At 59.2% G+C, this 24155-nt stretch carries 18 protein-coding genes; 4 read left to right on the forward strand and 14 right to left on the reverse strand.

The genetic code is table 11. From position 1 onward, the window contains the following. Positions 1–40 precede the first annotated feature (40 nt). Together AB1S50_RS03795 and AB1S50_RS03800 are read right to left on the reverse strand one after the other, a co-directional pair. A complete protein-coding gene (locus tag AB1S50_RS03795; protein WP_367149107.1) occupies positions 41–1090 on the reverse strand; it encodes a S66 peptidase family protein in 1050 nt (349 codons plus the stop codon). Between the two features lie 21 nt (positions 1091–1111). Continuing rightward, entirely contained in the window at positions 1112–2677 is a 1566-nt protein-coding gene (locus tag AB1S50_RS03800; RefSeq protein ID WP_367149108.1) for a serine hydrolase, read from the reverse strand. Between the two features lie 239 nt (positions 2678–2916). Between AB1S50_RS03800 and AB1S50_RS03805 the strand changes: the two genes are divergently transcribed. Continuing rightward, positions 2917–4362, forward strand: coding sequence for a transglutaminase-like domain-containing protein (locus AB1S50_RS03805; RefSeq protein ID WP_367149109.1), 1446 nt, complete (start codon positions 2917–2919; stop codon positions 4360–4362). A gap of 87 nt (positions 4363–4449) precedes the next feature. On the opposite strand, the gene AB1S50_RS03810 is transcribed toward AB1S50_RS03805, so the two are convergent. The 3 genes from AB1S50_RS03810 to AB1S50_RS03820 all read right to left on the reverse strand — a co-directional run bounded on the left by AB1S50_RS03810 (position 4450) and on the right by AB1S50_RS03820 (position 8032). Further along, on the reverse strand, positions 4450–5241 hold the full coding sequence (locus AB1S50_RS03810; protein WP_367149110.1) for a MurR/RpiR family transcriptional regulator: 792 nt from the start codon (positions 5239–5241) through the stop codon (positions 4450–4452). A gap of 278 nt (positions 5242–5519) precedes the next feature. Further along, positions 5520–6614, reverse strand: a complete 1095-nt coding sequence (locus tag AB1S50_RS03815) for a dipeptide epimerase (RefSeq protein WP_367149111.1) — start codon at positions 6612–6614, stop codon at positions 5520–5522. 11 nt (positions 6615–6625) lie between these two features. Then, positions 6626–8032 (reverse strand): NlpC/P60 family protein, encoded by a 1407-nt coding sequence (locus AB1S50_RS03820; RefSeq protein WP_367149112.1) that lies wholly within the window; start codon positions 8030–8032, stop codon positions 6626–6628. Positions 8033–8658: 626 nt separating this feature from the next. Here AB1S50_RS03820 and AB1S50_RS03825 point away from each other — a divergent pair. Together AB1S50_RS03825 and AB1S50_RS03830 are read left to right on the forward strand one after the other, a co-directional pair. Beyond that, a complete protein-coding gene (locus tag AB1S50_RS03825; protein WP_367149114.1) occupies positions 8659–8982 on the forward strand; it encodes an NlpC/P60 family protein in 324 nt (107 codons plus the stop codon). A gap of 9 nt (positions 8983–8991) precedes the next feature. After that, positions 8992–9975 carry an N-acetylmuramoyl-L-alanine amidase gene (locus tag AB1S50_RS03830; protein ID WP_367149116.1) on the forward strand — a complete coding sequence of 328 codons (984 nt, stop codon included), beginning with the start codon at positions 8992–8994 and terminating at the stop codon, positions 9973–9975. 183 nt (positions 9976–10158) lie between these two features. Here the strand turns inward: AB1S50_RS03830 and AB1S50_RS03835 are convergent, their stop codons facing one another. The 6 genes from AB1S50_RS03835 to AB1S50_RS03860 form a co-directional block, all read right to left on the reverse strand. Next, on the reverse strand, positions 10159–10890 hold the full coding sequence (locus tag AB1S50_RS03835) for a 5-oxoprolinase subunit PxpA (RefSeq protein ID WP_367149118.1): 732 nt from the start codon (positions 10888–10890) through the stop codon (positions 10159–10161). A 148-nt stretch (positions 10891–11038) separates the two neighbouring features. Continuing rightward, entirely contained in the window at positions 11039–11953 is a 915-nt protein-coding gene (locus tag AB1S50_RS03840; RefSeq protein ID WP_367149119.1) for a glutamate cyclase domain-containing protein, read from the reverse strand. Between the two features lies 1 nt (position 11954). Next, the gene (locus AB1S50_RS03845) at positions 11955–12887 is read right to left on the reverse strand and encodes a 5-oxoprolinase subunit C family protein (RefSeq protein WP_367149120.1); all 933 of its coding nucleotides are present in this window, start codon (positions 12885–12887) and stop codon (positions 11955–11957) included. Beyond that, the gene (gene pxpB, locus AB1S50_RS03850; protein ID WP_367149121.1) at positions 12880–13593 is read right to left on the reverse strand and encodes a 5-oxoprolinase subunit PxpB; all 714 of its coding nucleotides are present in this window, start codon (positions 13591–13593) and stop codon (positions 12880–12882) included. The genes AB1S50_RS03845 and pxpB overlap by 8 nt, the downstream gene beginning before the upstream one ends. 3 nt (positions 13594–13596) lie before the next feature. After that, positions 13597–14196 (reverse strand): amidase family protein, encoded by a 600-nt coding sequence (locus AB1S50_RS03855; RefSeq protein WP_367149143.1) that lies wholly within the window; start codon positions 14194–14196, stop codon positions 13597–13599. Positions 14197–14669: 473 nt separating this feature from the next. Beyond that, positions 14670–16682, reverse strand: a complete 2013-nt coding sequence (locus tag AB1S50_RS03860; protein ID WP_367149122.1) for a glycoside hydrolase family 3 protein — start codon at positions 16680–16682, stop codon at positions 14670–14672. 1274 nt (positions 16683–17956) lie between these two features. Between AB1S50_RS03860 and AB1S50_RS03865 the strand changes: the two genes are divergently transcribed. Then, the gene (locus tag AB1S50_RS03865) at positions 17957–18874 is read left to right on the forward strand and encodes a LysR family transcriptional regulator (protein WP_367149123.1); all 918 of its coding nucleotides are present in this window, start codon (positions 17957–17959) and stop codon (positions 18872–18874) included. A 60-nt stretch (positions 18875–18934) separates the two neighbouring features. Here AB1S50_RS03865 and AB1S50_RS03870 read toward each other — a convergent pair whose 3' ends face one another. From AB1S50_RS03870 to AB1S50_RS03880, 3 genes are all read right to left on the reverse strand, one after another. Then, positions 18935–19675 (reverse strand): L,D-transpeptidase family protein, encoded by a 741-nt coding sequence (locus tag AB1S50_RS03870; RefSeq protein WP_367149125.1) that lies wholly within the window; start codon positions 19673–19675, stop codon positions 18935–18937. Between the two features lie 72 nt (positions 19676–19747). Then, positions 19748–20746, reverse strand: coding sequence for a carbon-nitrogen hydrolase family protein (locus AB1S50_RS03875; protein ID WP_367149126.1), 999 nt, complete (start codon positions 20744–20746; stop codon positions 19748–19750). Positions 20747–21028: 282 nt separating this feature from the next. Continuing rightward, the gene (locus AB1S50_RS03880; RefSeq protein WP_367149127.1) at positions 21029–24136 is read right to left on the reverse strand and encodes an efflux RND transporter permease subunit; all 3108 of its coding nucleotides are present in this window, start codon (positions 24134–24136) and stop codon (positions 21029–21031) included. Positions 24137–24155 lie beyond the last annotated feature (19 nt).

Here is a 24155-nt window from a genome sequence, read left to right on the forward strand (position 1 = left end):
GGACCGGCGCGCATACTAACCTGTCTGGGGCCAAAAGCCATCAGCTTACCGCCGCTTCCAGCAGGGTCAGGCTGCCCCCATCGCCATCCAGCTCGGCCATGGCGCCCACCGGAATCACCGTCTGATCCTCCACATGGCCGGTCATCAGACCGCGGATCACCGGCACTTTCAATCCACCGCAACGCTCCCGCAACACATGTTCCACGCTGAAGGTATTGCCGCTGGTATCCGCCTCGGTGAATTTGCCGAACACAATGCCGGCCACCTGCTCCAGTTTGCCCGCCAGCCACAGTTGGGTCAGCATACGGTCAATGCGGTAGGGGGCCTCGCCCACGTCCTCGAGAAACAGTATGCGGTTCCGGAATTCCGGTTCGTAGGGAGTCCCCAGCAGGCTGCAGACCAGCGACAGATTGCCACCGGTCAGCCGCCCCCGCGCCCTGCCGCCGCGAAACCTTGTCAAACGGTTGTTGTGCTCGGCGCGCCCTGGAGCCGCCTCGAACCGGGGCGGTGCGCCGATTCGAACCGGCCCCTCCCCCCGGACCAGCACCTTGCGGAACTCATTGAGGGTGTAATCGGTGAAATTCTGCGCTGCGATGGGCCCGTGGAAAGTAATGAACCCACAGCGGCGGTTGATGGCGTTTAGCAGCGCCGTGATATCGCTATAGCCCAGCAGCACCTTGGGGTTGCGGCCAATAGTGTCATAGTCCAGCAGCGGCAGAATCCGCGGAGTACCATAGCCCCCGCGCAGGCAAAAGACCGCGTCCACCGAGGGGTCCGCGAACATCGTATTGATGTCCTGAGCCCGGGCCGCATCCGGTCCCGCCAGATACTGGGTGCGCTGGTACAGGTTGCGCCCCTCTTTGACCGCAAAACCCAGCGACTTCACGATATCGATCGCGAAGCGTATATCCTCATCCTCCCAGGCATTGCTGGCCGGTGTCACCAGGCCCACGGTCATGCCCGGCTGCAGCCGCGCCGGCCGCCGCATTTCCCCGGTGTCCGGAGTTGTGGCAGCCGCGGCAGCGCCGGCACTCAGCCCGCCGAGCACTGGCGCCGCCAGCATAGACTTGATCAAACTGCGTCTGTTCACTGTAGATACCCCCTCCAACGCCTAATTGTCAGCACCGATGCGGACAAACCTCAGATCCGGGAAATCGTAACTAAAGTCCACCCCCCGTGACTGAGGCTGCATCGTCAATACAAGCTCCCCGTTTTCGTCGTTGCCGGCAATCAGCCAGGCATCCGCCTCCAGACTGCGGTCGTCCCAGCGCAGGCTCCAGACACCCGTCGCCGCCGCTTCCAGGGTTCCTTGGAGTCGCGGCGATTTAAGTGATCGCCAGCGCAGGCGTCCCTCTGCAATCCCTATCTGCACAGGGCCAAACCAGGGGTCCCGGTAACTGCCGGCCAGCTCTTCATCCTCCAGCACCGTGCGACTCTCAGGGGGCGGATAATGCTCCGGCTCCTGGGGTTCCGAGGCGCCGCCATAAAGTGCCTGGAAATACGCCAGCCAGTCCCGCTGTTCCGTCTGCAAATAGAGGTTCAGGAGGCTGTATATGAGGGCCTGGCGGGCGACGCCGGCGCTCCGGTTCATCAACACCACCACCGCCAGCTCCTCCTCCGGCACTATCGCAACCCAGGCGTACATTCCCGACAGGGAACCGGTGTGGTGCAGCACCCGCCGGCCGTGCATATCCTGCACCCGCCAGCCCAGTGCGTAGGCGTAGAAATGTGCCCCGTCCCGCTCCGCACGGGTCTCTGACAGAGGCATCAGGGTGACCGGCCGCCACAGGCGATCCCGGCTCTGTTCGCTGAGTATGCGCCGGCCTTCCGGTGTCACTCCGCCAGCTGACAGTGTGCGCAGCCAGCGCAGCATATCGGCGGCACTGCAGTGCATACCGCCGGCGGCTGCCAGCACTATAGGCTGGTCGCCGGCCAGATTCGGTGTGTCCACTACCAGAGTGCCGTTTTCCAGCCGGTGCGGATCGGCCAGATTGTCCCGTGCGCCGCCCGGTACCGGACCCGCAAAACAGTGCTTCAGTCCCAGTGGCGACAGCAGCCGGCTCTGCACAAAGTCTTCGAAGGACTGCCCGGAAACTGCCGCAATCAATTCGCCGGCGACGATGTAGAGCAGATTGTCATAGGCGTAGTCAGCGCGAAAGCGACCGCTGACCGGCAGATACTGCAGACCCGAGATGATATCGGTACGGGTATAGTGATTCGGCTGCGGCCACAGCATCAAATCCCCGGCGCCCGGGCCCAGTCCGGATCTGTGGGTCAACAGATCCTCCACGCGAAATTCCCGTGTGATCCACTCATCGCCGAGACGGAATTGCGGCAGGAAATCGACCACGCGACTGTCCCAGTCAATCCTGCCCTCCTCCACCAACAGCGCCAGGGCGGCGGCGGTAAAAGCCTTGGTGGTCGATGCCAGTTTGAACAGTGTGTGCTCATCCACCGGCCGCGGCCGCTCCACATTGGTCACGCCAAACCCGCGCAGCAGCACCGGCTCACCGCGGTGCCAGATACCCACAGCGGCACCCGGTACCCGCTCTGCGGTCAGGATATGTTCAACCAGCTGCTCTATATCCCACGGCTTTGGCGGCGCATCATGGCTGCAGCCCCCGACTGCGGCAGCGAGTAGCAAATACAGGATTGCCACTGAAACCTTGATATTCATACGCTCCTCCCCGGCACTCGGCGTCGCGCCCGCCGCCCCGGCAAATCATTTTTATACGACTAACATGCCCAGCTAACCACCGCCCCCGCAGGTACATGCTGGCTTGGCCACCAGGCCGCCGTTACCACGGCACTAAGCGCTTCCGGCTTGACGTCGAGACACAACAGGAATAATTTATCAACTTGATCATTTTCTGTAAATATAATTTATTCCAAACCCCTACATCTCGGAGCCCCGCTGTGTCCAAGTCCCACCGCTCGAACCCGATGCTGCTCGCCCTGCTCACTGCCGTGTTGAGCCCCCTATCGGCGCTGGCAGCGGGCAGCCAGGATACCGGCCTGGCGGCTGTTCAGGCGCTGATGGACCAGGGGCAGTACAGCCGCGCACAGGCCCGGATCTCGCAGTTGCTAGAGCGGACACAATCCGGCCAAAGCCGCACTGATCTGCTGTTTGAAGCCGAGCGTATGCGCCGTATCCAGTTGGACTTCACCCTGCATGAAAAGGATCTGCTGTCGGCTATCCAAGGTTATATTCCCGACGCGACAGCGGGAGATATCGCAGCCTGGAAGCGGGACCAATTGCTGGAATACAAGGTTATTGACGGCGAGCGCCGCTACTTTCGCAAAGTCGCCTACAACCTGGTACATATCTCGGATGCGGCGGCGCGGCGCAGTAACGACTACCGGCTGTACAGCGAGAATCCACCGCTCTACGCACTGCATAGACATCATCTGGAAATCATCAACGCCGACACTCCGGTTCGCCGGCGCTTCCGCGTCCGCTATCGCCTTTCGGTGAACCCGGACGCGGTGCCGGCCGGTGAGACGATCCGCGCCTGGATTCCCTTTCCCAAGGAACTGCCGGGACGCCAGGAAAATATCACCCTGCTGCAGTCGTCCCCCAAACACCACCAACTGGCACCCGCGCAACAGCCTCAGCGCACCATTTATTTTGAGCAACAGGCGGTGGCCGGCGAGCCCACCCGGTTTGAAGTCAGCTATGCATTTGACAGTATCGCCGCTTACACGAGGATCGATGCCGAAAAAGTCACCCCCAGGGACTCGCTACCACAATCCGTGCAGCCTTACCTGCAGGAGCGCGAGCCCCATATCCGCTTCACACCGGAGATGGTCGCACTGTCGAAGCGCATCGCCGGCGACGAGAAAAATCCCTATCGCATCGCCCAGAGACTGTTCGCCTTTGTAGACGCCATTCCCTGGGCCGGTGCGCGCGAATATTCCACTATCCGCAACATCAGCCGCTATGCGGCAGAAGCGGGACATGCGGACTGCGGCCAGCAGACGCTGCTGCTGATCACGCTGATGCGCCTCAACGGAATTCCCGCCCGCTGGCAGTCGGGATGGGAGTTTTCTCCAACGGCATTCGACACCATGCACGACTGGGGCGAGTTTTACCTGGCACCCTACGGGTGGATGCCCATGGACGTAACCCACGGCAAACTGGGTGGTGGGGACAGTTCCGCAGATTGGTTCTACCTCGGCGGGCTGGATGCCTATCGCCTGATTTTCAACAGCGACTACAGCCGGCCGCTGGTGCCTCCCAAACAGCATTTCCGCTCGGAAACCGTGGACTCACAGCGCGGCGAAGTGGAATGGCACGGCGACAATCTGTATTTTGATCAATGGGATTACCAGCTGGACTGGGAGCTGCTGGAACAGCAATGAACAAGACGGGCGATCGCAAAGGTTGCCCGGGCAATAGCGGCATCACCGAATCGCCGCCCGGCGGCGGGAATAACTCCGCCGGGGGATTTACTTGTCCACCGCCAAAAGGCCGCTGATAAGACTCTCGATCACATGCAGCTGTGCGGACCGAAACAGCAGGCGCTGCATGGCTCCATTCTCTTCCGGGGGCACTACATAGAGGCGGATATCGGAGTGGATACTGGCCGCATTGTAATTGTAGCGGGTGAGGCTCATCACTTTCGCACCCTGGGTCCGCGCGGAATTGGCCACTTCCACCAGGGACTCCTCTCCCCCCATGTCGCAGATGATGCACAACAGGTCCTGGCCCTCGAGAGAATTGACCATACTTTTCTGCAACTGGCCGCTTTGGTCGTAAACAGCCCAGTATCCCAGCTCCAGCAGCTGGTGCGCCAGATACTGGGCTACCGCAGCGGAGCCGGCACAGGCGGCAATCTGGATACAGCGGGTGGCTTGAATCGCAGCAACCGCCTCACGCAGATAATCGGCCTCATTGATATTGGTGGTGTTCTCGAGGACTTCCAGTTTTTTCTGTGCGAGCAGGCGCAGCGGTGTATCCGAGTAGGAAAAGTTCGCGCCAGCCTCCTCCACAAGGCCGGCCCCGAGGCCGCCGCCGGCATAAGTCTCATATACAGCCAGCTTGAGGCTCGGATAACCCTTGTAACCCAGCTTCTGGGAAAATTTCACCACGCTGGACTGGCTCACCCCCACCACATCGGCGAGTTGCTGGGAGGAGTAATCCCGCAGTAGCTTGGTATTTTCTAAAATAAAATCGGCCAGCTTGCGCTCGTTAACCGACATCTGATCGCGCATCGCGCGCATTTTCAGTAAACACGTCATATCCACCGCTCCAGGAGGCAAACTATCCGTTGTTATCAACCCGGCAATCAAGCCCGCCGTCCGGTATCACCGCTAAAACACTGGCGCTAATGCGTGGCGTCATTGATGTGTCGACGGACGCTGTCAGTCCGCAGCCCGGGCAACAGTTGCCCCTAGCCGCACGCATCCGACAGTCTTCCCGCATGCCCGGTTGGGGAACCCCGGATTGAACCCGCATGTGAATTCAACGGGCTCTGACAGCCGGAGACATCACGCGCTTGATCAAAGGTGCCCGCATACTACACCAATAGCTGCAGTCCTTCGATTTTCTCGATACCCAACCCTGGGGTTTCGTTCAGAATAATATCCGCATCCCGGTAAGTTGCGCCACCGATGACCGGATCATACTGGCAGAGTGAAGGGACATCCAGGTCGAGTTTGGACACTATTGGCGATCTGGCGGCGGCCACATGGGCTGCCGCGGAGACACCGATACTGGTCTCCAGCATGCACCCCACCATGCAATCGGTACCGTAAAGCCCACACAAATCCACGATTTTCAACGCATTGCGGATACCGCCAGTTTTCATCAGTTTGATATTGATGATTTCCGCTGCGTGACGCTGAATAACATCCAGCACCTCCAGTGGCCCGAAAATACTCTCGTCCGCCATGATCGGCGTTTGCACCCGTTCGGAAATGTAACGCATACCCTCCAGGTTGCTGGCCTTCACCGGCTGCTCCACCAGTTCCAGCATTACCCCCGCCTCCTCGAGACTGCGGATGGCGGACACCGCCTGCTTTGGTGTCCAGCCCTGGTTTGCGTCGAGGCGCAACAGTGCACGCCCCTTTACCGCCGCGTACACCGCCTTGATACGCTCTATATCCAGACGGATATCCTTCCCAACTTTCAGCTTCAGTATTTCAAAGCCCCGCTCCACCGCACTCTCGGCATCGGCGACCATCTTGTCGATATAATCCACGCTGATGGTGATATCCGTGGTCAGACCACTCTCGCCACCACCGAGGATCTTGTATAGCGGTGTGTCATAACTTTGCGCAAACAGATCGTACAGGGCTATTTCCACCGCCGCCTTGGCGCTGGTGTTGTTGATCATCGCGGTATCTATCTCGGCGGTGAGCCGGTTCAGATCGGCCACATGCCGGTCCAGCAGCAGTGGGGTATAGACACTGCGAACTGCCTCAATTACAGAACCGTGAGTATCGCCGGTAATCACCGCAGTGGCCGGGGCATTGCCATAACCGACGTGACCCGTGTCAGTTTCCAGCATGACAATGACGTCCTCCACATACTCGACTATGCGCAGTGCCGTCTTAAAGGGCGTGATCAGTGGCACTTTGAGCATACCCAGCTTGACATCAACTATTTTCATGGTGGTCCCGATCAAAGAATGGTTTTTATTGCGTAAATACTGTCGACAAAACTCTTGTCGCGGCTCAGCCACAGTGGCTTTAGGGGAGTAACCGAGACCCCGGACAAGGTGCCACTGTAGAAATTCTTCTCGCTGTCGTAATAACGCAGTCCGGTCACGTCGTGAATGACATAGGGCTCTCCGGAAACATCGCCGATATACATCATCACATGCCCGGGCATATAGATCAGATCCCCCACCTGGAGTGAACCCAGAGCGTCCCGGCGCCGCTTTTCATCCCCCTCGCCGAAGAACCGCGTAGGTGCAAACCCGCCCCGCCCCTGCTGGCCCGAGTTGCGCGGCATCAAAATCCCAAAAGACTTGTACACCTCGCCGATAAATCCGGTGCAGTCGCGGCCGTTGTAGTCGTGCCCCCAGCCGTAGCGCTCGCCCAAAAACTTGAACGCCTGGCGCAGTAAGGCGGAATCCCGATACGCCAGAGCCCCCCTGTGCACATCGCGGCTGCGGGCGATCAGGGTCGGTACAAATTCCAGCGAACCATCGGCGGCGCGCGCGGGCAGACTGACTATATAACTGGCGTAGGGATTCTGCCCGTTTACCTGGTAGCCGACATCGGCGGCACTCAGCAGTGGCAGCGACACCCCCATGTCCAGCGCAACCTGCGAGGTGCGGGGATCATCGGGATTGAAATTGGTCTGCACCTGCGCGCCGGTCACCAGCAACCGCGGCTCCCGCTGTGACCAGCGGTCGATTTCATCGCGGTCACCGACTGCGACCGCAGATTTTGGCAGCCAGGCCGCATAGTGGTAGTTGACCGCAAACCACCAATTGCCATCGGTACTCTCGTGCAATAGTGCCAACCGCTGGCCGGGGAAGACCCCCGTTTCCTGCAGCCGGTCCAAATCCGTATCCTGCGGATTTTTGTATATACGCATCTGCGTGGGAAAGCTGCGCATGTTCGCCCGGCGCACCACCATTCCCCAGCGCACCCTCACTTCAGCGGGAATACGGGCTCTCTGAGTCGAAGCTTCCAGGGCGGCATAGTCCCGCGGCGTCAGCGGCGAGTCATCGGTATGAAAGCGGGGTGTGGAGGCGGGGCGGCTGACAGTATCCAGTAATGCCAGCACCCGGGTTCGTTTCAGGCGCTGAGGAAACTGGTCCAGGTCGTGTAAATGCTCGCCACGGGCAAAATTTTTGGCGTTAAAGGTGCCGATCTCTGCCGCAGTCATGCGGATTTCATCGTCCCTTAGGCGCCCTATCCAGTATTCCGGGTCGAGCATCTCCTCCCTGATACCGGGCACGTCCGTCACGAACGCCGGCGCAACAGATGCCGGTGGTGATACCTCTGCCCTGCTGGCCCAGGCGCCGAGTGCCAGGCCGAATAGTATCGGCGCCACTATGGCTGCTGTTGTTGTCATCTTCACCATCATGGCCACCCAGTACTGCGGACGCACCTTCTTGTTGCCGCTGCGATTTTGCCATCAAAAGACAGCATTGATGACAAAAGAATACATTATTCTACAGTCTCGAACAATGATGAATAAATGATTATCAAATGATCTGCCACGCCCACAGGTGCAGGCGGTCGTCTGATGAGAGCCATGGCGGAGGTCGGGGAGACGGTTCCAGCGGCCCCAGCCGCAGTTGATGGACACCCCGCCCCTGGGGCCGGCCGCCAGCCCAGCATTCCATATAGCCCAGACAACCGGCTTGGCGCCTTGTTCCCTGGGTCTATCTGTCGAGTCTATTGCGGAGCCACCGCCGGGGCGGCGACGGAAAAACACGACCGGCTCCCATATCAGCGGCAGTCGGATATCACTGGGGCGGTTACCGCAGACCCGAAAGGTTTACTCAAAAAGATAAGCAGGAATAATTAATTACTAATTTAATTACATCTTGGAATTTTCTATTAAAGTCGTGCTACTATCAGCGTCGCAACTACTGAAGTAGCGCCTTCTGGGATGGGCAACGACCTGCCGCTACAGCTATTCAGCTCTGCTTAGACGGCGGCATATCAATGGGCACGCGGCGCATTTCTATAACAATGATGACGGAAGCGATGAAACCTTTTCCCGACCAATGGCCAAAGTTCACCAACCTGATGAAGGTCGCGGTGATGGGTGCCTCGGTACTCCCCCTCCCGGCGGGGGATGGGTTCGGCGAGAAAATTACCCGCATCAACGATTTGCGCCCAGGCGATCTGGTGTTCCTGAAAAACACCCACATTAACTGGACCGAAGTTGTGCTCACCCACGTCGGCATAGCGCTCGGCGACAGTAGCTACATTCACCGCCTCACCTCTAACGATGGAGTGGTAGGAATTCAGCCCATCCCCGCCGACGATTTTTTACTCGGCAATCAGACTTAAGGAATCGCTATGCCAATCCATGTACTATCCTCAGCGTGGAAGAAATCCCTGCTTGCAGCAGGCTGTGCGGTCACCCTGAGCGCCTGTAGCTCCGGTGGTTTCAACCACTCCAGCAACGCCTACCACATTGAAACTGTGGCATCGCAAAATGCCAGTGAGCGGGTGCGCTTTCTGGTGCTGCACTATACCGCCAGCGACTTCGCCTCTTCGCTGCACATACTTACCCAACCCAGCGAGCACCCGGTCAGCTCCCACTACCTGATTCCCGAAAACGGCGATGCCAGTTACCCCCACAAGGATTTGCGTGTTTACCAGCTGGTGGACGAGAACCGCCGCGCCTGGCACACAGGTCCCGGTAAATGGAACGACCGCACTCAGGTCAATGACCAGTCCATCGGTATCGAGATCGTCAACAAAAGCTATTGCGAACCGCCGGTGGAAACCGGCACAGTGAAACCCGGAGAAGAGAATTGTTTTTTCCCCGAGTTCGATCCCCAGCAAATCGATCTGTTGATTGCTCTGTCAAAGGATATTCTCGCCCGCTATCCGGATATCCGCCCCACCAATGTCGTCGGTCACGGCGACGTCAAACCTGAATTTAAGATAGATCCGGGCCCCAAGTTCCCGTGGCAGAAGCTGGCGCAAGCCGGCATCGGCGCCTGGTACGACGACGATACGGTTAAACGGCACCTGGATTATCTACAGGGCAATACCACCAGCGACCGGCAGAGTATCCGCCACCACTTCGCCCAGTGGTTGGCGGATTACGGCTACGGTATCGATCCGGACAATACCAGTGACGAAGAGATCAGCATCTATACCCGTGCCTTTCAGTATCACTTCCGCCCCTGGAAAGTGGACGGTGAGGTGGATAACCAGTCCCGCGCGATCCTTCTGGCACTACTGGAAAAGTACTACCCCCGCAAGCTCAGCAGCTACAAGGACATAGATACAGGTATAGTGGCGGAGCTCAGTAGCCCGGCAAGCAATTAGGGCCTGTTGACACTCCTGCCTCTGCTGCTGTCCGGTACCGCGGCACCGAATCGGAGAACAGTTTCCCTTATTGGAAACAGGTCGAAAATCGCTTGGGAACCTCTGACTAACGCATTAATGCCTCAGCGAAGTTCGGCGATGTGCTGCAAACTGTGCCGGCAAAATTCAACTTGCGGCCGTTTGTCAACGCCGCGACAGCGCTTCGCGAATTTCGCGGATAACCGCGACGGCCTGCGGATTGTCGCCGTGGACGCATAGGGTATCGGCGGCGACCTGGAGGCGGGAGCCATCACTGGCGGTAACGCCACCCCGGGCAAGTTCCTGCGCCTGGTGAATAATTTCCGCCGTAGTCTCCAGCACTGCACCCGCTTGGGTGCGGGACAGCAAGCTGCCATCCGGCCCATAGCGCCGGTCGGCAAAGGCTTCCAGCAGCAACTCCACACCATATTCCGCCGCCAGCTGCCGATACCGATCAATTTGGAGGGAGGCCAGAATCATCAGCGGCAGGGCGGTATCGAATTGTGCAACGGCTTCCAGCAGCGCGCGCATCACGGCCTGGTCGCGCAGCGTGTCCCAATAGAGGGCACCGTGGGGTTTGACGTACTGCACCAACGTGCCTTCGGCGCGACAGAGCCCCTGCAGAGCACCCAACTGATAGATAACCATGGCGGTGATTTCTTCCGGCTGACAAGCCATGGAGCGGCGCCCGAAGCCCGCCAGATCCGGGTAACCGGGGTGTGCGCCTATCTGCACACCATTGGCCTTCGCCAACCTTATCGAACCCTGCAGAGAGAGGGGGTCGCCGGCGTGATAGCCACAGGCGATGTTGGCCATGTCGATATAGGGCATAACCTCTGCCTCATCTGCCAGCCGCCAGATACCGTAGCCTTCGCCGAGGTCGCAGTTGAGTTTCAAGTACTTGGCTCCCATCCGCAAGAATTTATGCCGGACTAGGATAGCATTGACAGAAGCTGACGACAGCGCTCGCGAACGAGCGGGGCCGCCCGTCGCAACTTGGCGCCTCGCTGCACCGGCCTGGATTAATCAGAGGTTCCCCGGGGATTTAAAACCCGGATTGCAGCGTTTGCGCGGCGTTTCTAAGGGTGGTGACTACCGCCTCACCACTGAAAGCCGGCAGGCCATCCTCCGACGCTGTGGCCATACCGGTGACACTGTCGACAATACCGCTCCGGCTCAGCACTTCCAACAGGGGGGTCAGGTGAAGGTTTCGCAGCAGGTTTTTGCGTACAAAGGCGGAGGCCAGTGCCAGCAGACCACAGGCGCCCCAGTTGGCGATATCCGCAATCACCAGTCCATCGGTCCAGGAAACCGCTGGCACTATCGACAAACGGGCCAGGGGATCTGCGACGCGCCCCATTCCCAGGTGATTGCCGCTGTCGGCGATCGCAATGCTGTAGCAATCGGCGAGCTCCAACAACTTTTCCCAGGGCAGCGTTCGGTCACTGATGTCCTCGAAACGCGGATTGTAGTAACAGCCGTCGGCCGCCTGGCCCGGCACGGCGACGAAAATCAGCAGAGTGGGCGCAAAGCCGGCCATATACCCTTGCAGCTGTTCGCAGACATCGCCACTGCGGTCAAGGGCCAGCAGATCCCTTTGATTCAGTTGCGGCAATTCGGCCACGCAGTTGCGCAGCCGGTCAATATAGGGAGTAAAACCCACCAGCCTGGCCTGGCCACCACAGTCTTTGACACCCTGCAACAGCGCTATGGCGCCGGCAGGTCCATCGGTCTCATAGGTTTCCCCCACCGGAAACCCGCTGACGATGACTACCCGCTGGCAGTGCCTTACAAACAATTCCGCCGCGGTGTGCAAATAACCCGGCGTCCATAGCTGGCGTACCTGAGCCATACCCCGGCGGTCACTGCTGACCAGCAGCTCTTCCAGTTGCAGCGCCAGCGCGCTCACCGAAGTTTTTTGCGGGTTCACTCCCCTGTCGACGCCTTCTAAGTCATGCATATCACACCCGCTGCCCCGAACCGAAAAATTTTAACTGAGCGGCCAGCTCGGCCTGAGACTCAGTCAGGCTGCCCAGGACAAACTTGACCTGGGTGCCCGGCCGCGCCTGTGCCAGCCGGTCCAGATCCACCCGATACACATGCCCCAATTTCGGGTAGCCGCCAATGGTCTGGCAATCCCGCATCAGCACTATTGGCAGACCGTTGCCGGGGATCTGTATCGCCCCCGGCGCCACCGCCTCCGATGTCATATTGCCCGGTACTTCGCCCAAGGGTTCGCCACTCATACGCACGCCCATACGGTCGGATTCGGGCGCGACCCGGTAATTGCGGCTGAAAAAATCGCGCCGGCTCTGTGGGGGAAACTGCGTAAATTGATTGGAGGCTGCGACGCGCAGAAAAACTTCGGTTGAGTATTGGCGCACATAACCTGGCGGCGCTGCCAGCAGGGTATTGCACTGCTGCGGCCCGTATGGCAGCAGATCGCCCCGGGCCAGTGGCGCACCCTGCAGCCCGCCCAGTTTTTCTGCCACCGTGGTGGCGCGGCTGCCCCATACAGGCGGGGTGAGAATGCCACCTGCCAGGGCCATATAACTGCGCAGGCCGGAAGTTGCCGTCAACCCTGTCAGTAAGCTGCCGGCGCCGACACGGTGTGCCCGCCAGTTGTCCAGAGGCTTGCCGTCCAGCTGCCAGCCGCAATCGGCTCCGGTGATGGCAATACAGGTGTGTGCGGGGAAACGCAGGGCAAAAGGTCCCAGGCAGATTTCCAGCAGCGCCGCCTGTGGCGGGTTGTGCAACAACCGGTTGGCCCAACCCGCTGCGTGACTGTCCAGCGCACCGCCCACACTCACGCCCAGATGCTGCTGTCCACGCCGGCCGCAGTCCTGGATCAGCGTCAGTGGTCCCGGTCGCTCCACGACTGCGTACTCAGTCATCGGGGTCTCCTCCGAGCGCGATAAACTCCGCCCGTGCCACCGGCACGAAACGCACGCAATCCCCCAGCTGCAGCAGCACTGTCGGCGGCGTGCTGGCGCGGTCAAACAGCAGCGTCGGGCAGCGGCCGATAATATTCCAACCACCCGGGCTGGAGTCTGGATAGACCGCGGTCTGGGCACCCGCTATGGCCACCGCACCCGCCGGCACAAGGCTGCGCGGGGTCTCCCGCCTCGGCATTTGCAGGGCTGGGGGAACCTGGCCGAGAAATGCGAAACCGGGGCGAAACCCCAGCGCATAGACCCGATACTCCTGTGCCGCATGCAGCTGCACGACTTCATCGGCAGAACAATTGGCAAACTCCGCCAGCCGCGGCAAGTCCGGCGCCACCTCGTCATCGTAGTACACCGGCAGCTCCACCAGGCGGGCTTTGTCTTTCACCGCATTTCCCGCATCGCTCACCGCCACCGGGTTCCGCTCGGTCAACAGCCGGTCCAGCCTTGTGTGAATCTCTCTCCCGGTGCAATGCAGAAGATCGTAATAGACGGTGACGCTGCAGTAGGATGGCACCACGTCAGTGATTACATCAGCCAGTTCCCGGCGGATGCGGGCCACCAGCTGTACTATCAGCGCCAGAGTATCCGCACTCACCTCATCGGCCAGGTAGACAGTGACAGCCTCATCACCGGAATCGACCAGTTGAAACATCCTTTATTCCCAGTGCTGTTCCCAGTTCAGTTGTGCACAGTTGGTCGCATCCTGTAACTCCAGATTGCTGCAATCCGTAACCCACATTTGTCCGGGAGGCTGCGTGATGCAAAAATTCCGCTCGCCGCGCCGCAACGCCGCCGCCGACAGTGAAAGGCGACCGGTGCGAATATCGGCACGGACACCGAGAGCGCTGTTGTGGCTCACGCCATCGTCCTTTGTATTTGTAGGGTGGGGTGAATCCGGCCGCAGGACGTTTTGAACGCCAGCAGTCCGCACAGGACAGCGGGAATAGGCAGGCACCCATATCGGCGCCTTTGGCGACAGTGCGCGAACCTGTAGCCAGCGCGGCCCTGCCCGTCCGGAAGAACCGCCCGGGGTGGTGCCGGGGTTCCCGAGGTTAGGGGTCACGCCCCTGAGCCGGGAGCGGGTACAGCCCGCCAGCGAAAATCCGGAGGTCAAGGTTCGCGCCGCCACTAGTACACCCGCGGACAGCAGCCGCCCGGGAACCGGGTCGGTGGTCGCAACGCGATCGTCGCGCAACAGTTTGGAGCCATTAGTAATTACCTGCCCGGCAATATCGGTTTCGTCCTTGATTTGCAGTGATGGCGCCTTCCGGCGGCTTCAGGCTGCCCGCGCCATATGCCCACTGGGTGGCCGTGACTGAGTCAGCGCCAAATCGAAAAACAGCACGCTGTAGAGGCGTTGATCTCCGCTCTGATAGCCTCATAGCCCCGCCTCTGAGACTGAAACACTTCCACCGGCGAAAGTTCACACGCCCGAAATCGCCGGATCACCTCACTGGCGCCCAGATAACACAATTCCAGAGACACAGATCACATATCTCGGCCCTTGGCCACGCGCAAAACAATCACTTCCATAGTGTTCCAAGAGGGGTTCACACTTAAATTAGTAGCTAGAGGTGGAACCGATAGAAGCCACCGCCTTGCTCACCGACTACTGTGCTTCAGGTCCCACCGGCTGCGGACACCTTGTCAGATTGTTGACAAACACTTTTTTAACAGTCTGCCAGGGCCTGTTCACACCAAGGTCTGTTCACACTAACTGAGTTGGCCCTAGTCAATATTGGCCGGGGCGTCGGCCGCAGGCATTCCCACAACCGTTTGCCGGGAACCGGACTGTACAGTGACCGGCAGCCTGCCCTCGGGTGCTGTGGTACTGGACAGCGCGGCAGCCAACGCGGTGTAGACAGGCCCCCGCAGGCTGCCGCCCGGGCCGATAAAAGCTTTGTAGTCGTAACTGGCCAGGAGTAGGTCGGCCAGTTGATGAAACTTAGCCGCTTCATAGGGTGAACGCATACTGATGAAGACAGTTTTCTGCCCGCGCGCGCGCGCCAGTTGCAGGCTCGCGCCGTAGATATCCTGCAGTTGGGTGCTGTCCAGGATCGGCTGCGGAGCAGCCGCCAGGTCTTCCGCACCGCCCCACTCCACGGCGCTCTCACCCGGAACTATACTGGCCACCACAAGCACCTGCGCCGCCTTTCCGGGCAATATCTCCAGCGCCTTGTCCGGCGGCACTAGCTCCACCTCGGCATCGCTGACCTGGGCTATGGCCAGCCGAAAAGCCTCTCCTATGGCGCGGCTCGGCGCTATGACCTGAAGGCTTTTGACTGCAGTGGAAATAACCGGCAGGGCCCCCTCTGCGGGTGGATAGACAGGGCTGACCGCGGCGCGCGCCAGCTGATCCGCAAGTTGGCGATGGGCGGGTTCTGCGAGAACCCTGTGCGCCATGGCGATATTCTCTTCCACATCGCGCCGCAGCCACTCAGTATCTACATACCTCTGCTTCAGAGCGATGATTCTGGCTGCGGAAGTATCGATATCCCGCTCGAACAGGCTGCCACTGCGCACCGCCTCCACCACCGCGTCGATCAGCTGTTCCACCTTGGGCAGATCTTCCGCATAGCGGATTTTTATCGGCATCAGCGCTATGTCTGCACCGGCGGCAAAAGTGTGTACAACCGCCTGCTCCGCGCTGAAGTAGTCGCTGATACCGGCCATATCCAGTGCATCCGTCACCACCACTCCCCGGTAACCCATCTGATCGCGCAGTATTCCGGTCAGTATCTTGTGGGAAAGCGTGGCGGGTACCATCAGGCTTTCACCATCCTCGCCCTGCAGGCTGCTGTTATCCAGTGCTGGGTACTGGATATGGGCGCTCATCACCAGCGCAGGGGCGGCGTCGCGGATGACCTCTGCAAAGGGCAGCAGGTCTATTCCCTGCGCCTGCGCCAGCGGACGCTGAACCCGTGGCAGGCCGGTGTGACTGTCCACCGATGTATCGCCGTGGCCGGGGAAGTGCTTGACGGTGGCCGCCACCCCGTGTCGCTGGAACGCCTTCACGCTGGCGGCCCCGAGTGCGGCCACCATCTGCGGAGCTTCGCCATAGGAGCGCACATTGATCACCGGATTGTCCGGATTGCTGTTGACGTCCAAAGTGGGGGCAAAATTGACGTTGAATCCCAGTGCACGCACCTGTTCCGCCATGGCCGCGGCAGTACCCTGGGCAAACTGGGTGCCGTGACCCGGGTAGGTGGCACCTATCGCCATATTGCCGGCGAATGCCGTCGCTTCATCCCGCGGCAACCGGTTCACACGGCCGCCCTCCTGGTCGATCGCCAGCAGCAATGGCTGCGCGGCTGAAGACTGCAGCGCGGCCTCCTGCAGATCCCGGTTGAGCCGCACTATCTGTTCGCTGTTCTCCAGGTTGTCGGCAAACAGCACTATGCCCCCCAGTGCGGACCCGGTGACCAGCTCGCGCAGATCCTCGGGCAACACGGTGACGGGGCGCTTACAGCCGGGCTGCGAAGCCCCGGCTGCTTCCAGCGACCGATCAGGCTGCCCCCTGGCACCGCAGTAATAGCGGATATCCAGCATGAGCTTCTGGGCAACTTTTTCTCTCAGCGACAGAGCCGCCCCGGCCTCCTCCGACCTTTCGCCACAGCCGGTCAGGACCACAACCAGTGCTATGCAGACGGAGCTGATGAGAGAGCGACGCAGGAGAGCGGGCTTGAAGATCACGGAAATAATCCAGTAGGAATTTATTCCCGTCGAGAATATTTTATTCATTGGCGGCTGGCAAGTGCACTATCGGCAATTGCCACACAGTCGGACCCGGAAAGGCATCACCACCCGGCTCCGATAGCGACTGGCGGGACTGGACCCGCCCCGGTTCAATTCCCCCTGTGGCACCGGCATTGCACCGGCGTCATCGCTTTCAACTGGGGCCATCAGAAGCGGTCAGACCAGTTGACGCCCATTGTCCGCAGCCCGCCTGAATCAACCGCTGGCCGGCATGTTTTTTCTCTAACAGGAAACTTCCGCCCGCTCATTGGTGAGATTGCGTACCTAGGAAAGGAACCTCTGATTAAGTCAGTACTGTCTCAGCGGAGGCTGTGGCACCGCTTGGCAAGGCGCTGCGCGAAGGTCAAGGCTGGTTGTCCTTGACGAGCGGAGCAACAAGGTCCAAGTGGCGCCACAGGCCCGCCCTGCGGGGCTTTGCGTCGAGTCCACCCGCTGCGTTGCAGCCGCTTGAAAGGTAACCAACATTCCTGTGCGACTGCGCCTAACTGGCGAACTCGACGCAAAGCCTGAGATTGCACTGACTTAATCAGAGGCTCCTTAATGTTGCGCTCGCCCAGTGCCTCTTCTCCAATAGCGGAAAAATTGAACAGAATTTTTTCCACCGCTGCTTCGCGGCGGGTTGCGGTCGGGGTAATTGTCTCCAGTGCCCGTTGGTCCTTGTTGTCCGTCGCTGCGCCCGTATCGGGCGGCTGCTGGGCAAATACTGCTGGTGCCCGTATCAGGGTAAACGCGGAAGTAAAGCGACAGCGTGATGTTTTACTGAACGGTACCATAGCCTTTGTTCCTATCCTTATTAGATGGTCCACCAACAGTCAAATGTTCCGTCACCACCCACTTGGATGTCGTTGCAGAGTTTTCGGTACACATGTACGTATGTGACGCTCACTCGCGGTCCTGGGGTCCCCACCCTGAGCGACACATGACCCGCGTCACAGATTCCAAAACAACTTCAGCACGAAACAAAATGCAAAGCTCCAATCAATTTCGAGCTTCGCTCCTTTGACCTTCCTCTACCACCTTAAACAGCGTTGCATTACAACTGAATTTGCGTCTGCAACTGCGTGGCAACCACAGAGTAATATTGCAAAACCTCTAGGAATCCAGGCTTGAAGTATCACTGTGTACTCTTTGTGACAGTATGTTAGAGTCGAGGTACATAGGTTTTGACGCCAAGTATCGGGCGTTGGTCACAGAGTCCGAACCATCACGGGTGCGCAAGCCTGTACGAAGTACAACCCAGAACGAAAAGGTAGCTTGCCATGGAATCCCGTTTGCTCATTGCACCCGAGCAACTGGAAGCCTTCGAGGCGACAGCGCGCAGTGGTTCCTTTTCCGCCGCCGCGCGCTCCCTCGGCAAAGCGCAGTCCACCATTTCCGGGCTGATCAGTAATCTGGAAGCCGATACGGGTCTTCTGCTGTTCGACCGCTCCGGCCGGGAACCGAAACTCACACCGCAGGGACGCTCTCTCTTGATGGATGCGCGCTGCCTGCTGAACTCCTATTCGCGCTTCGAGGCGAAAAGCCGCAGCCTGAACACTGGCCTTGAAGAATCCCTCACGGTCGCCATCGACGAGTCAGCTATCGATCTAAGCCTGTTGGCGCGGGGGCTGTGTCAGTTTTATGAGGGTTATTCCACGGTAACCCTCAACCTCTTGCACGCGCCCGGTGACGGTGCCGCACAAATGGTTCGCGACGGTAGAGCCAATATGGGTATCGTGCTGAGCCGCAGTGATTATCCCGAAGATTTTGAATTTCGCGGTGTGGGAAACTGCAGTTTTGTGTTGATCACCGGCACCCGGCACCCTTTGACACGATTGTCATCAGTGAGCTGCCGGGATCTGCAGGACCACCTGCATTTACGCATGAAAGTCTCCATCGACCAGACAGCCCTGCCCGAAAACGATTTGAGCGATCGCATCTGGTATCTGGAGAGTTATTCACTGTTCATCGCCATGCTGGCCACAGGGCAGGGCTGGGCATTTGCACCATTGCACATAGTCCGGCCCCACATCGAGAGCGGTCGCATACAGGTGCTGCCAACGGATTTTCAGCTGGTTCCCTACCCTTACTGTACGGATATGATTTGGCCGCGTCACAAACCACTTGGCCCCGCCGGCCGGGGACTGCTGGAACAGGTTTCAAACATCCTGTCGGCACAGGGTGCGGAAATCGCCTGAACTCTGGCTGTGCGCACAACCCGGCGTATTCTTAACCCGGCAACTCAAAGAGTTTGCGGGTCAATAGTCCAGTTGGGGCAGGCTCCAAAGGTCGCGTTTGCGAAGATACTCACTGAGTGGCAGCACCACATAGACAGGCCGGGCCTCCCTGTTCAGCCAGCTAAGCAATTGGTCCATCACCGGCTCAGACAGGGAAGTGCAACCGGCGGTGGGAGCGCCATCTTTCTTCCACAAATGCATAAAGATGCAACTTCCGGCACCGGCCATATTGTCCGGGTTGTGGTTAATGAAAATACCCTTGCGGTACTGGTTATCCCCGTAGTGAATATCCCGGCGCATGCCCTCGCTTGAGCCCCGCACCGCCTCAATGCCGACCTCGCCCACATCCACGGTCTGGTTGTAATAGGGGGAAGCAGGCATGTCGATACAATACTGATTCACGTGCATTGGCCGATAGGCAAGCCCTGTCTCCACACTGGAAAGATAACCGAAGGCATCCCCCAGGCGAAAAATTCCGGCGGGCGCCCGGCCGTCCCCCTCGCGTTTCTGCACCCCTTCCTGCGGTGCATGCAGTCCCAGCCCCCAGGCCAGCCCGGCGCGACCGATATTGACCCGCGCCTGTATGGAATGCCGTTGCCAGCGACCATCCACCCGGTTGAAAGTGTACAGTTGCCCGGTGGATAGGTCCCAGCCATCGCTGATGGTCAACACCATTTGTGTGCTGTTCGCGGGGACCTTCGCTACTGCGTGCAGCGCCCCAAGTAGGAATCCCAAAACAAACGTCCAGACATATTTATGCATTTTTTTGTACCTTGCAGGGCCAGTCCCAGGCCGGGAATGGGATAAAGTTACCACCTCCACATCGTCGCGGTATTAATCGGCGTCGATAAACTCAGCCAGTTGCTGGCGCTTTCGGTCAACTACCAGGCGGGTGACATCGGGTCTGCTGTAGTGGCCGGTGGGGTCGAAGTTCTGGCGCTCTGCCCTGACAGCCACATGATCCAGCTCCGCGGTAATAAGAAGCTCTCGGTCCACCTGAGGCGCCACAACCCAGCTGCCGTCGGGTGCGGCAATACAGGAACCACCGTTTGCGAGGAATTCACCACTGTTGGCAATAATTTCCGCGAGTTCCGGTGTATCACTGGGAAAGTCGGCCGGGCGCATCAACCCGGATACTGAGAGCACGTAGCTCCTGCTTTCCAGGGCGACAAACCTTGTCGTATCCTCTGTGTTGTGCGATCCACCCGGCCACACAGCGACATGCAGATCCTCGCCTTGCGCGTAGAGTGCGGCGCGGGACAGCGGCATCCAGTTTTCGTAGCAGTTGAGCCCGCCGAGGGTAAAGCGACCTAGCCGATGTACCTGTAAACCGTTGCCATCACCCGGTGCCCAGGCGAGACGCTCTTCGTAGGTTGGCTGCAGTTTGCGATGGGCGGAGCCGATCACTCCCCGCTGGTCGATATAGACCAGAGTGCAGTAGAGACTGTGTCCACTTCTGTTTGCCGCGCGCTCCATAACCCCGAGATAAACGGCAATACCATATTCCTTCGCCAGCGCGCAAATTGCATCGAGGTGGCCATCTTCAATCACCACACCCTGCTCTAAATATTCCGCGTAGATGGCCTTTTGTTTGGCGTCATTGAATCTGGCACCATCCGTGCGCTCAATCCAAAACGGATAACCCGGCACCAACGCCTCACCAAAAGCGACCAGCTGGCAACCCTGCCTAGCTGCAAGTTCAACTGCATCCGCGACTTTTTCCAGGGTTTTCTCGCGTTTTAGCCAGACCGGCGCTATCTGTGCCAGCGCTACCTTTATTTTGTCCGATGTCGCCGCCGAGTGAATCTGGTGCTCAACCGCCAATATTTCCATGGAATCTCCTCAGGTTGTGTATTGGAGGCCCCATACCAGCAGCCGGAGTTGGTCGTCATCGACCAGTTGCGCCGCAGCACGGCGCACATTATTGGGGATATCTTTTGACCGGGCAATCCAATCAAGAACCGCTCATCGATTGGACTGGCCGTTCTTGAAAACCAGCGTCAGTGCGCAGAATCACCCGCTTTTAACAGTCATCCACTGGCCACTGGCCGGCGGCGGTACATCCTTGTGCCGCATTTACCCGGCAACTTATTTGGCTGCCGGATAAATGACATCTCAATCCGCGGCCGCCACTTCCTGCGAATCCGCTTTAACCTTTTTTCGGGGTGCCGGCCCCCCGCCGGTGATTTCCCCCGCTCCCACCCGGTGCAGTACCGCGTAAAACACCGGTATGGCAATAAGCGTCAGCACAGTGGCAAATCCCAGCCCACCCATAATGGTCACTGCCATATCCGCGAAAAACGCGTCGAACAGGAGCGGTGACATACCGAGAATGGTGGTAATCGCGGCCAGAAATACCGGCCGCAAACGGCTGACACTGGCCTGTTGGATTGCCGTCAATCGAGGCAGCCCCGCATGTGTCTGCACCTGGATTTCATCCACAAGTACAACCGCATTCTTGATCAGCATCCCCGACAGACTGAGCACACCCAGCAGGGACATGAAACCGAACGGCAGTCCCGACAGCAGCAGGCCCACAACCACACCCACCAGTGACATGGGCACAACCAGCCAGATAATCACCGGCTCCTTGATGGTGCCAAACAGCAGCACCGAGATCAGTATCATGATCAGGAAGCCCAGTGGCAATCCCTTGCCCAGGGATTTTTTCGCATCGCTGGACCGTTCATATTCTCCACCGAATTCCAGCCGGTAGCCGGGTGGCAGTGCCATGCCCTCGGCTGCACCACGCACCCTCTCAAACGCCGCCATTGCAGTCACACCCTCGGGGGCATTGGCACTGACGGTAATGGTGGGCACACGGTTGCGACGGCGAACCAGCCCGTCTTCCGCGGTGGTTTCAAATTTTTTCACCAGCTGGCCCGCGGGAATATACCCCCGCTCATTGGGGCTCCACACCAGCCGGTCCGGCAGCGAACCCACCTGATTGCGGTCGCCCTCCGGCAGGCGCGCCACAATCGGCACAATGCGGTCCCCGCTCTCATAATTTCCCACACGGTAACCGGAGGTGGCAAATTGTATGGTGCGGCTGACATCCGCGGCATTGACCCCCGCGACCCGCGACCGCTCCTCATCCATCTGCGCGTGGATGGTCAGCTCGCGCCCGCGCCAGTTATGGCGCACCTCCTCCAGCCCCTGCGTGCGAAACTCACCCTCCACCTCGGCGGCCAGGGCCCGCAGTGTATTGAAGTCGGGCCCGGAGAGCCGCACCTCGACATCGGCCCCGCCACCGGGGCCAAACACCAGGCGTTTAAACGTGATCAGCGCTTCCGGGTGGGCGTCGCGCAACTGCGCTTTGGCCTTTTCGATCAGTGCGGGAATCTGCTCCCGCGACTGGGTGCGGACAATCAGCTGACCATAGGAGGGGTTAGGCGGTTCCTGCGCATAGGTGAGCATAAACCGGTCGGCGCCGCGCCCAGCCACCGAGACAACCGAAACCACTTCAGTCTGTTCCTGTAAAAACTCCGTCGCCTGCTGCAGCGCCTCCCCGGTGCGGTTGATGTCACTCCCCTGAGGCATAAAATAGTTGACATAGAAAAGTGGCGCATTGGAGTTGGGAAAAAAGCCCTGTTTAACAAAACCAAAGCCAAAATAGCTGAGCAGCGTCACCATCACCAGCAGCGCAATGGTGCGGCCACGGTGACTCAGGGCCTTCTGCAAAGCGCCCGCATACCACTGATAATAGCGCCCGCTATAGGGGTCTTCACTGTCCGCGTCTTTATCCAGCTTAAACAGATGGTAACCCAGATAAGGCGTTACAGTGATCGCCAGCACCCAGCTGAGCAACAGCGAAATACCAATCACGGCGAACAGCGAGAACAGGAATTCGCCGGTGGCATCCTTGGAAAGGCCGATACCGGAGAAGGCCATGATCCCGATAATGGTTGAGCCCAGCAGCGGCCAGAAGGTCTGGCGCACCACGCGGGAGGCCGCGTGCTTTGGCGATTCGTTGCGCTGCACCCCCATCAGCATGCCCTCCGCCACGACGATGGTATTGTCCACCAGCATACCCATAGCGATAATCAGTGCACCGAGGGAAATCCGCTGCAAATCCAGGCCCAGAAGGTCCATGATCAATACCGTGCCCAGCACAGTCAGGCCCAGTACCGTGCCCACCACGACACCCGACCGCCAGCCCATGAACACACACAACACCAGTGTGACGATGACGATGGAGCTGATCAGGTTGAACAGGAATCCATCGACACTTTTCTCCACCTCGTGGTGCTGTTCGTAGATGGGTTTAATCTCGATGCCCAGCGGCAGATTCTGTCGCAGTTCGGTGAGCTTGTTTTCCACCACCTTGCCGACGTCCACGATATTGGTGTTCTCCGCGCCGGCCACGCCAATCAGCACCGCCGGCTGGCCGTTATAGCGCGCTATAAAGGCCGGGCTCTCCTCGTAGCCCAGTGACACATCGGCAATATCCCGCACCGACAGCATGGCCGTGGAACCCGGCACACCGATTAGGATATTGCGTATCGACTCCAGGTCACTGGCCGGGCTGTCCACCTGAATCCGCATGCGCAGATCCTTGCCCTCCACCTCTCCAACCGGCTGGATAGCGCTCTCGGACTGCAGCACCTGTGCCAAATCGTCCAGTGAGAAACCCAGCCGGGCCAGGCGCGATTCATCGATATCCAGGTAGGCGACTTCGTTAATGACACCAGAGCGGGAGACCTTGGCCACGCCCTCCACAGCCAGCAGTTCGCGGCGAATCACTTTGGTAATCTCGCGCATTTCGCCGGGGGAGAAACCTTCGCCCGTGACCGCATAATAGATGCCGAATACCTGCCCGAAATCGTCGTTCACCACCGACTGGGCCGCACCGCGCGGCAGCTGGCTCTGGGTATCGCGCACCTTGCGCCGCAACTCGTCCCAGACCTGGGGCAGTTGGTTGGAGGCAAACTGATCCTTGATCTGCACCCGTATCTCAGACATACCCGGTCTCGAGGTGGAGGTCACGCGTTTCAGTTGCCCCATCTGCTGGATGGCCACCTCGAGTTTTTCCGTGACCTCCTCCTCCACCTGCCGGGCAGTGGCACCCGGATAGGCAGTAAAAACACGGGCTTCCTTGATGGTAAAAGCCGGATCCTCGAGGCGACCGATATCGCTCAGCCCCCAAAGTCCGCCCACCAGGCAAATCAGCATCAACAGCCAGCTATACACCGGCTTTTCGATAAAAATATCAGAAATCTTCACTACATCTTCCCTTTCAGGC

Origin of the sequence: Microbulbifer discodermiae, from assembly GCF_040742695.1 — a bacterium.
Lineage (GTDB): Bacteria > Pseudomonadota > Gammaproteobacteria > Pseudomonadales > Cellvibrionaceae > Microbulbifer.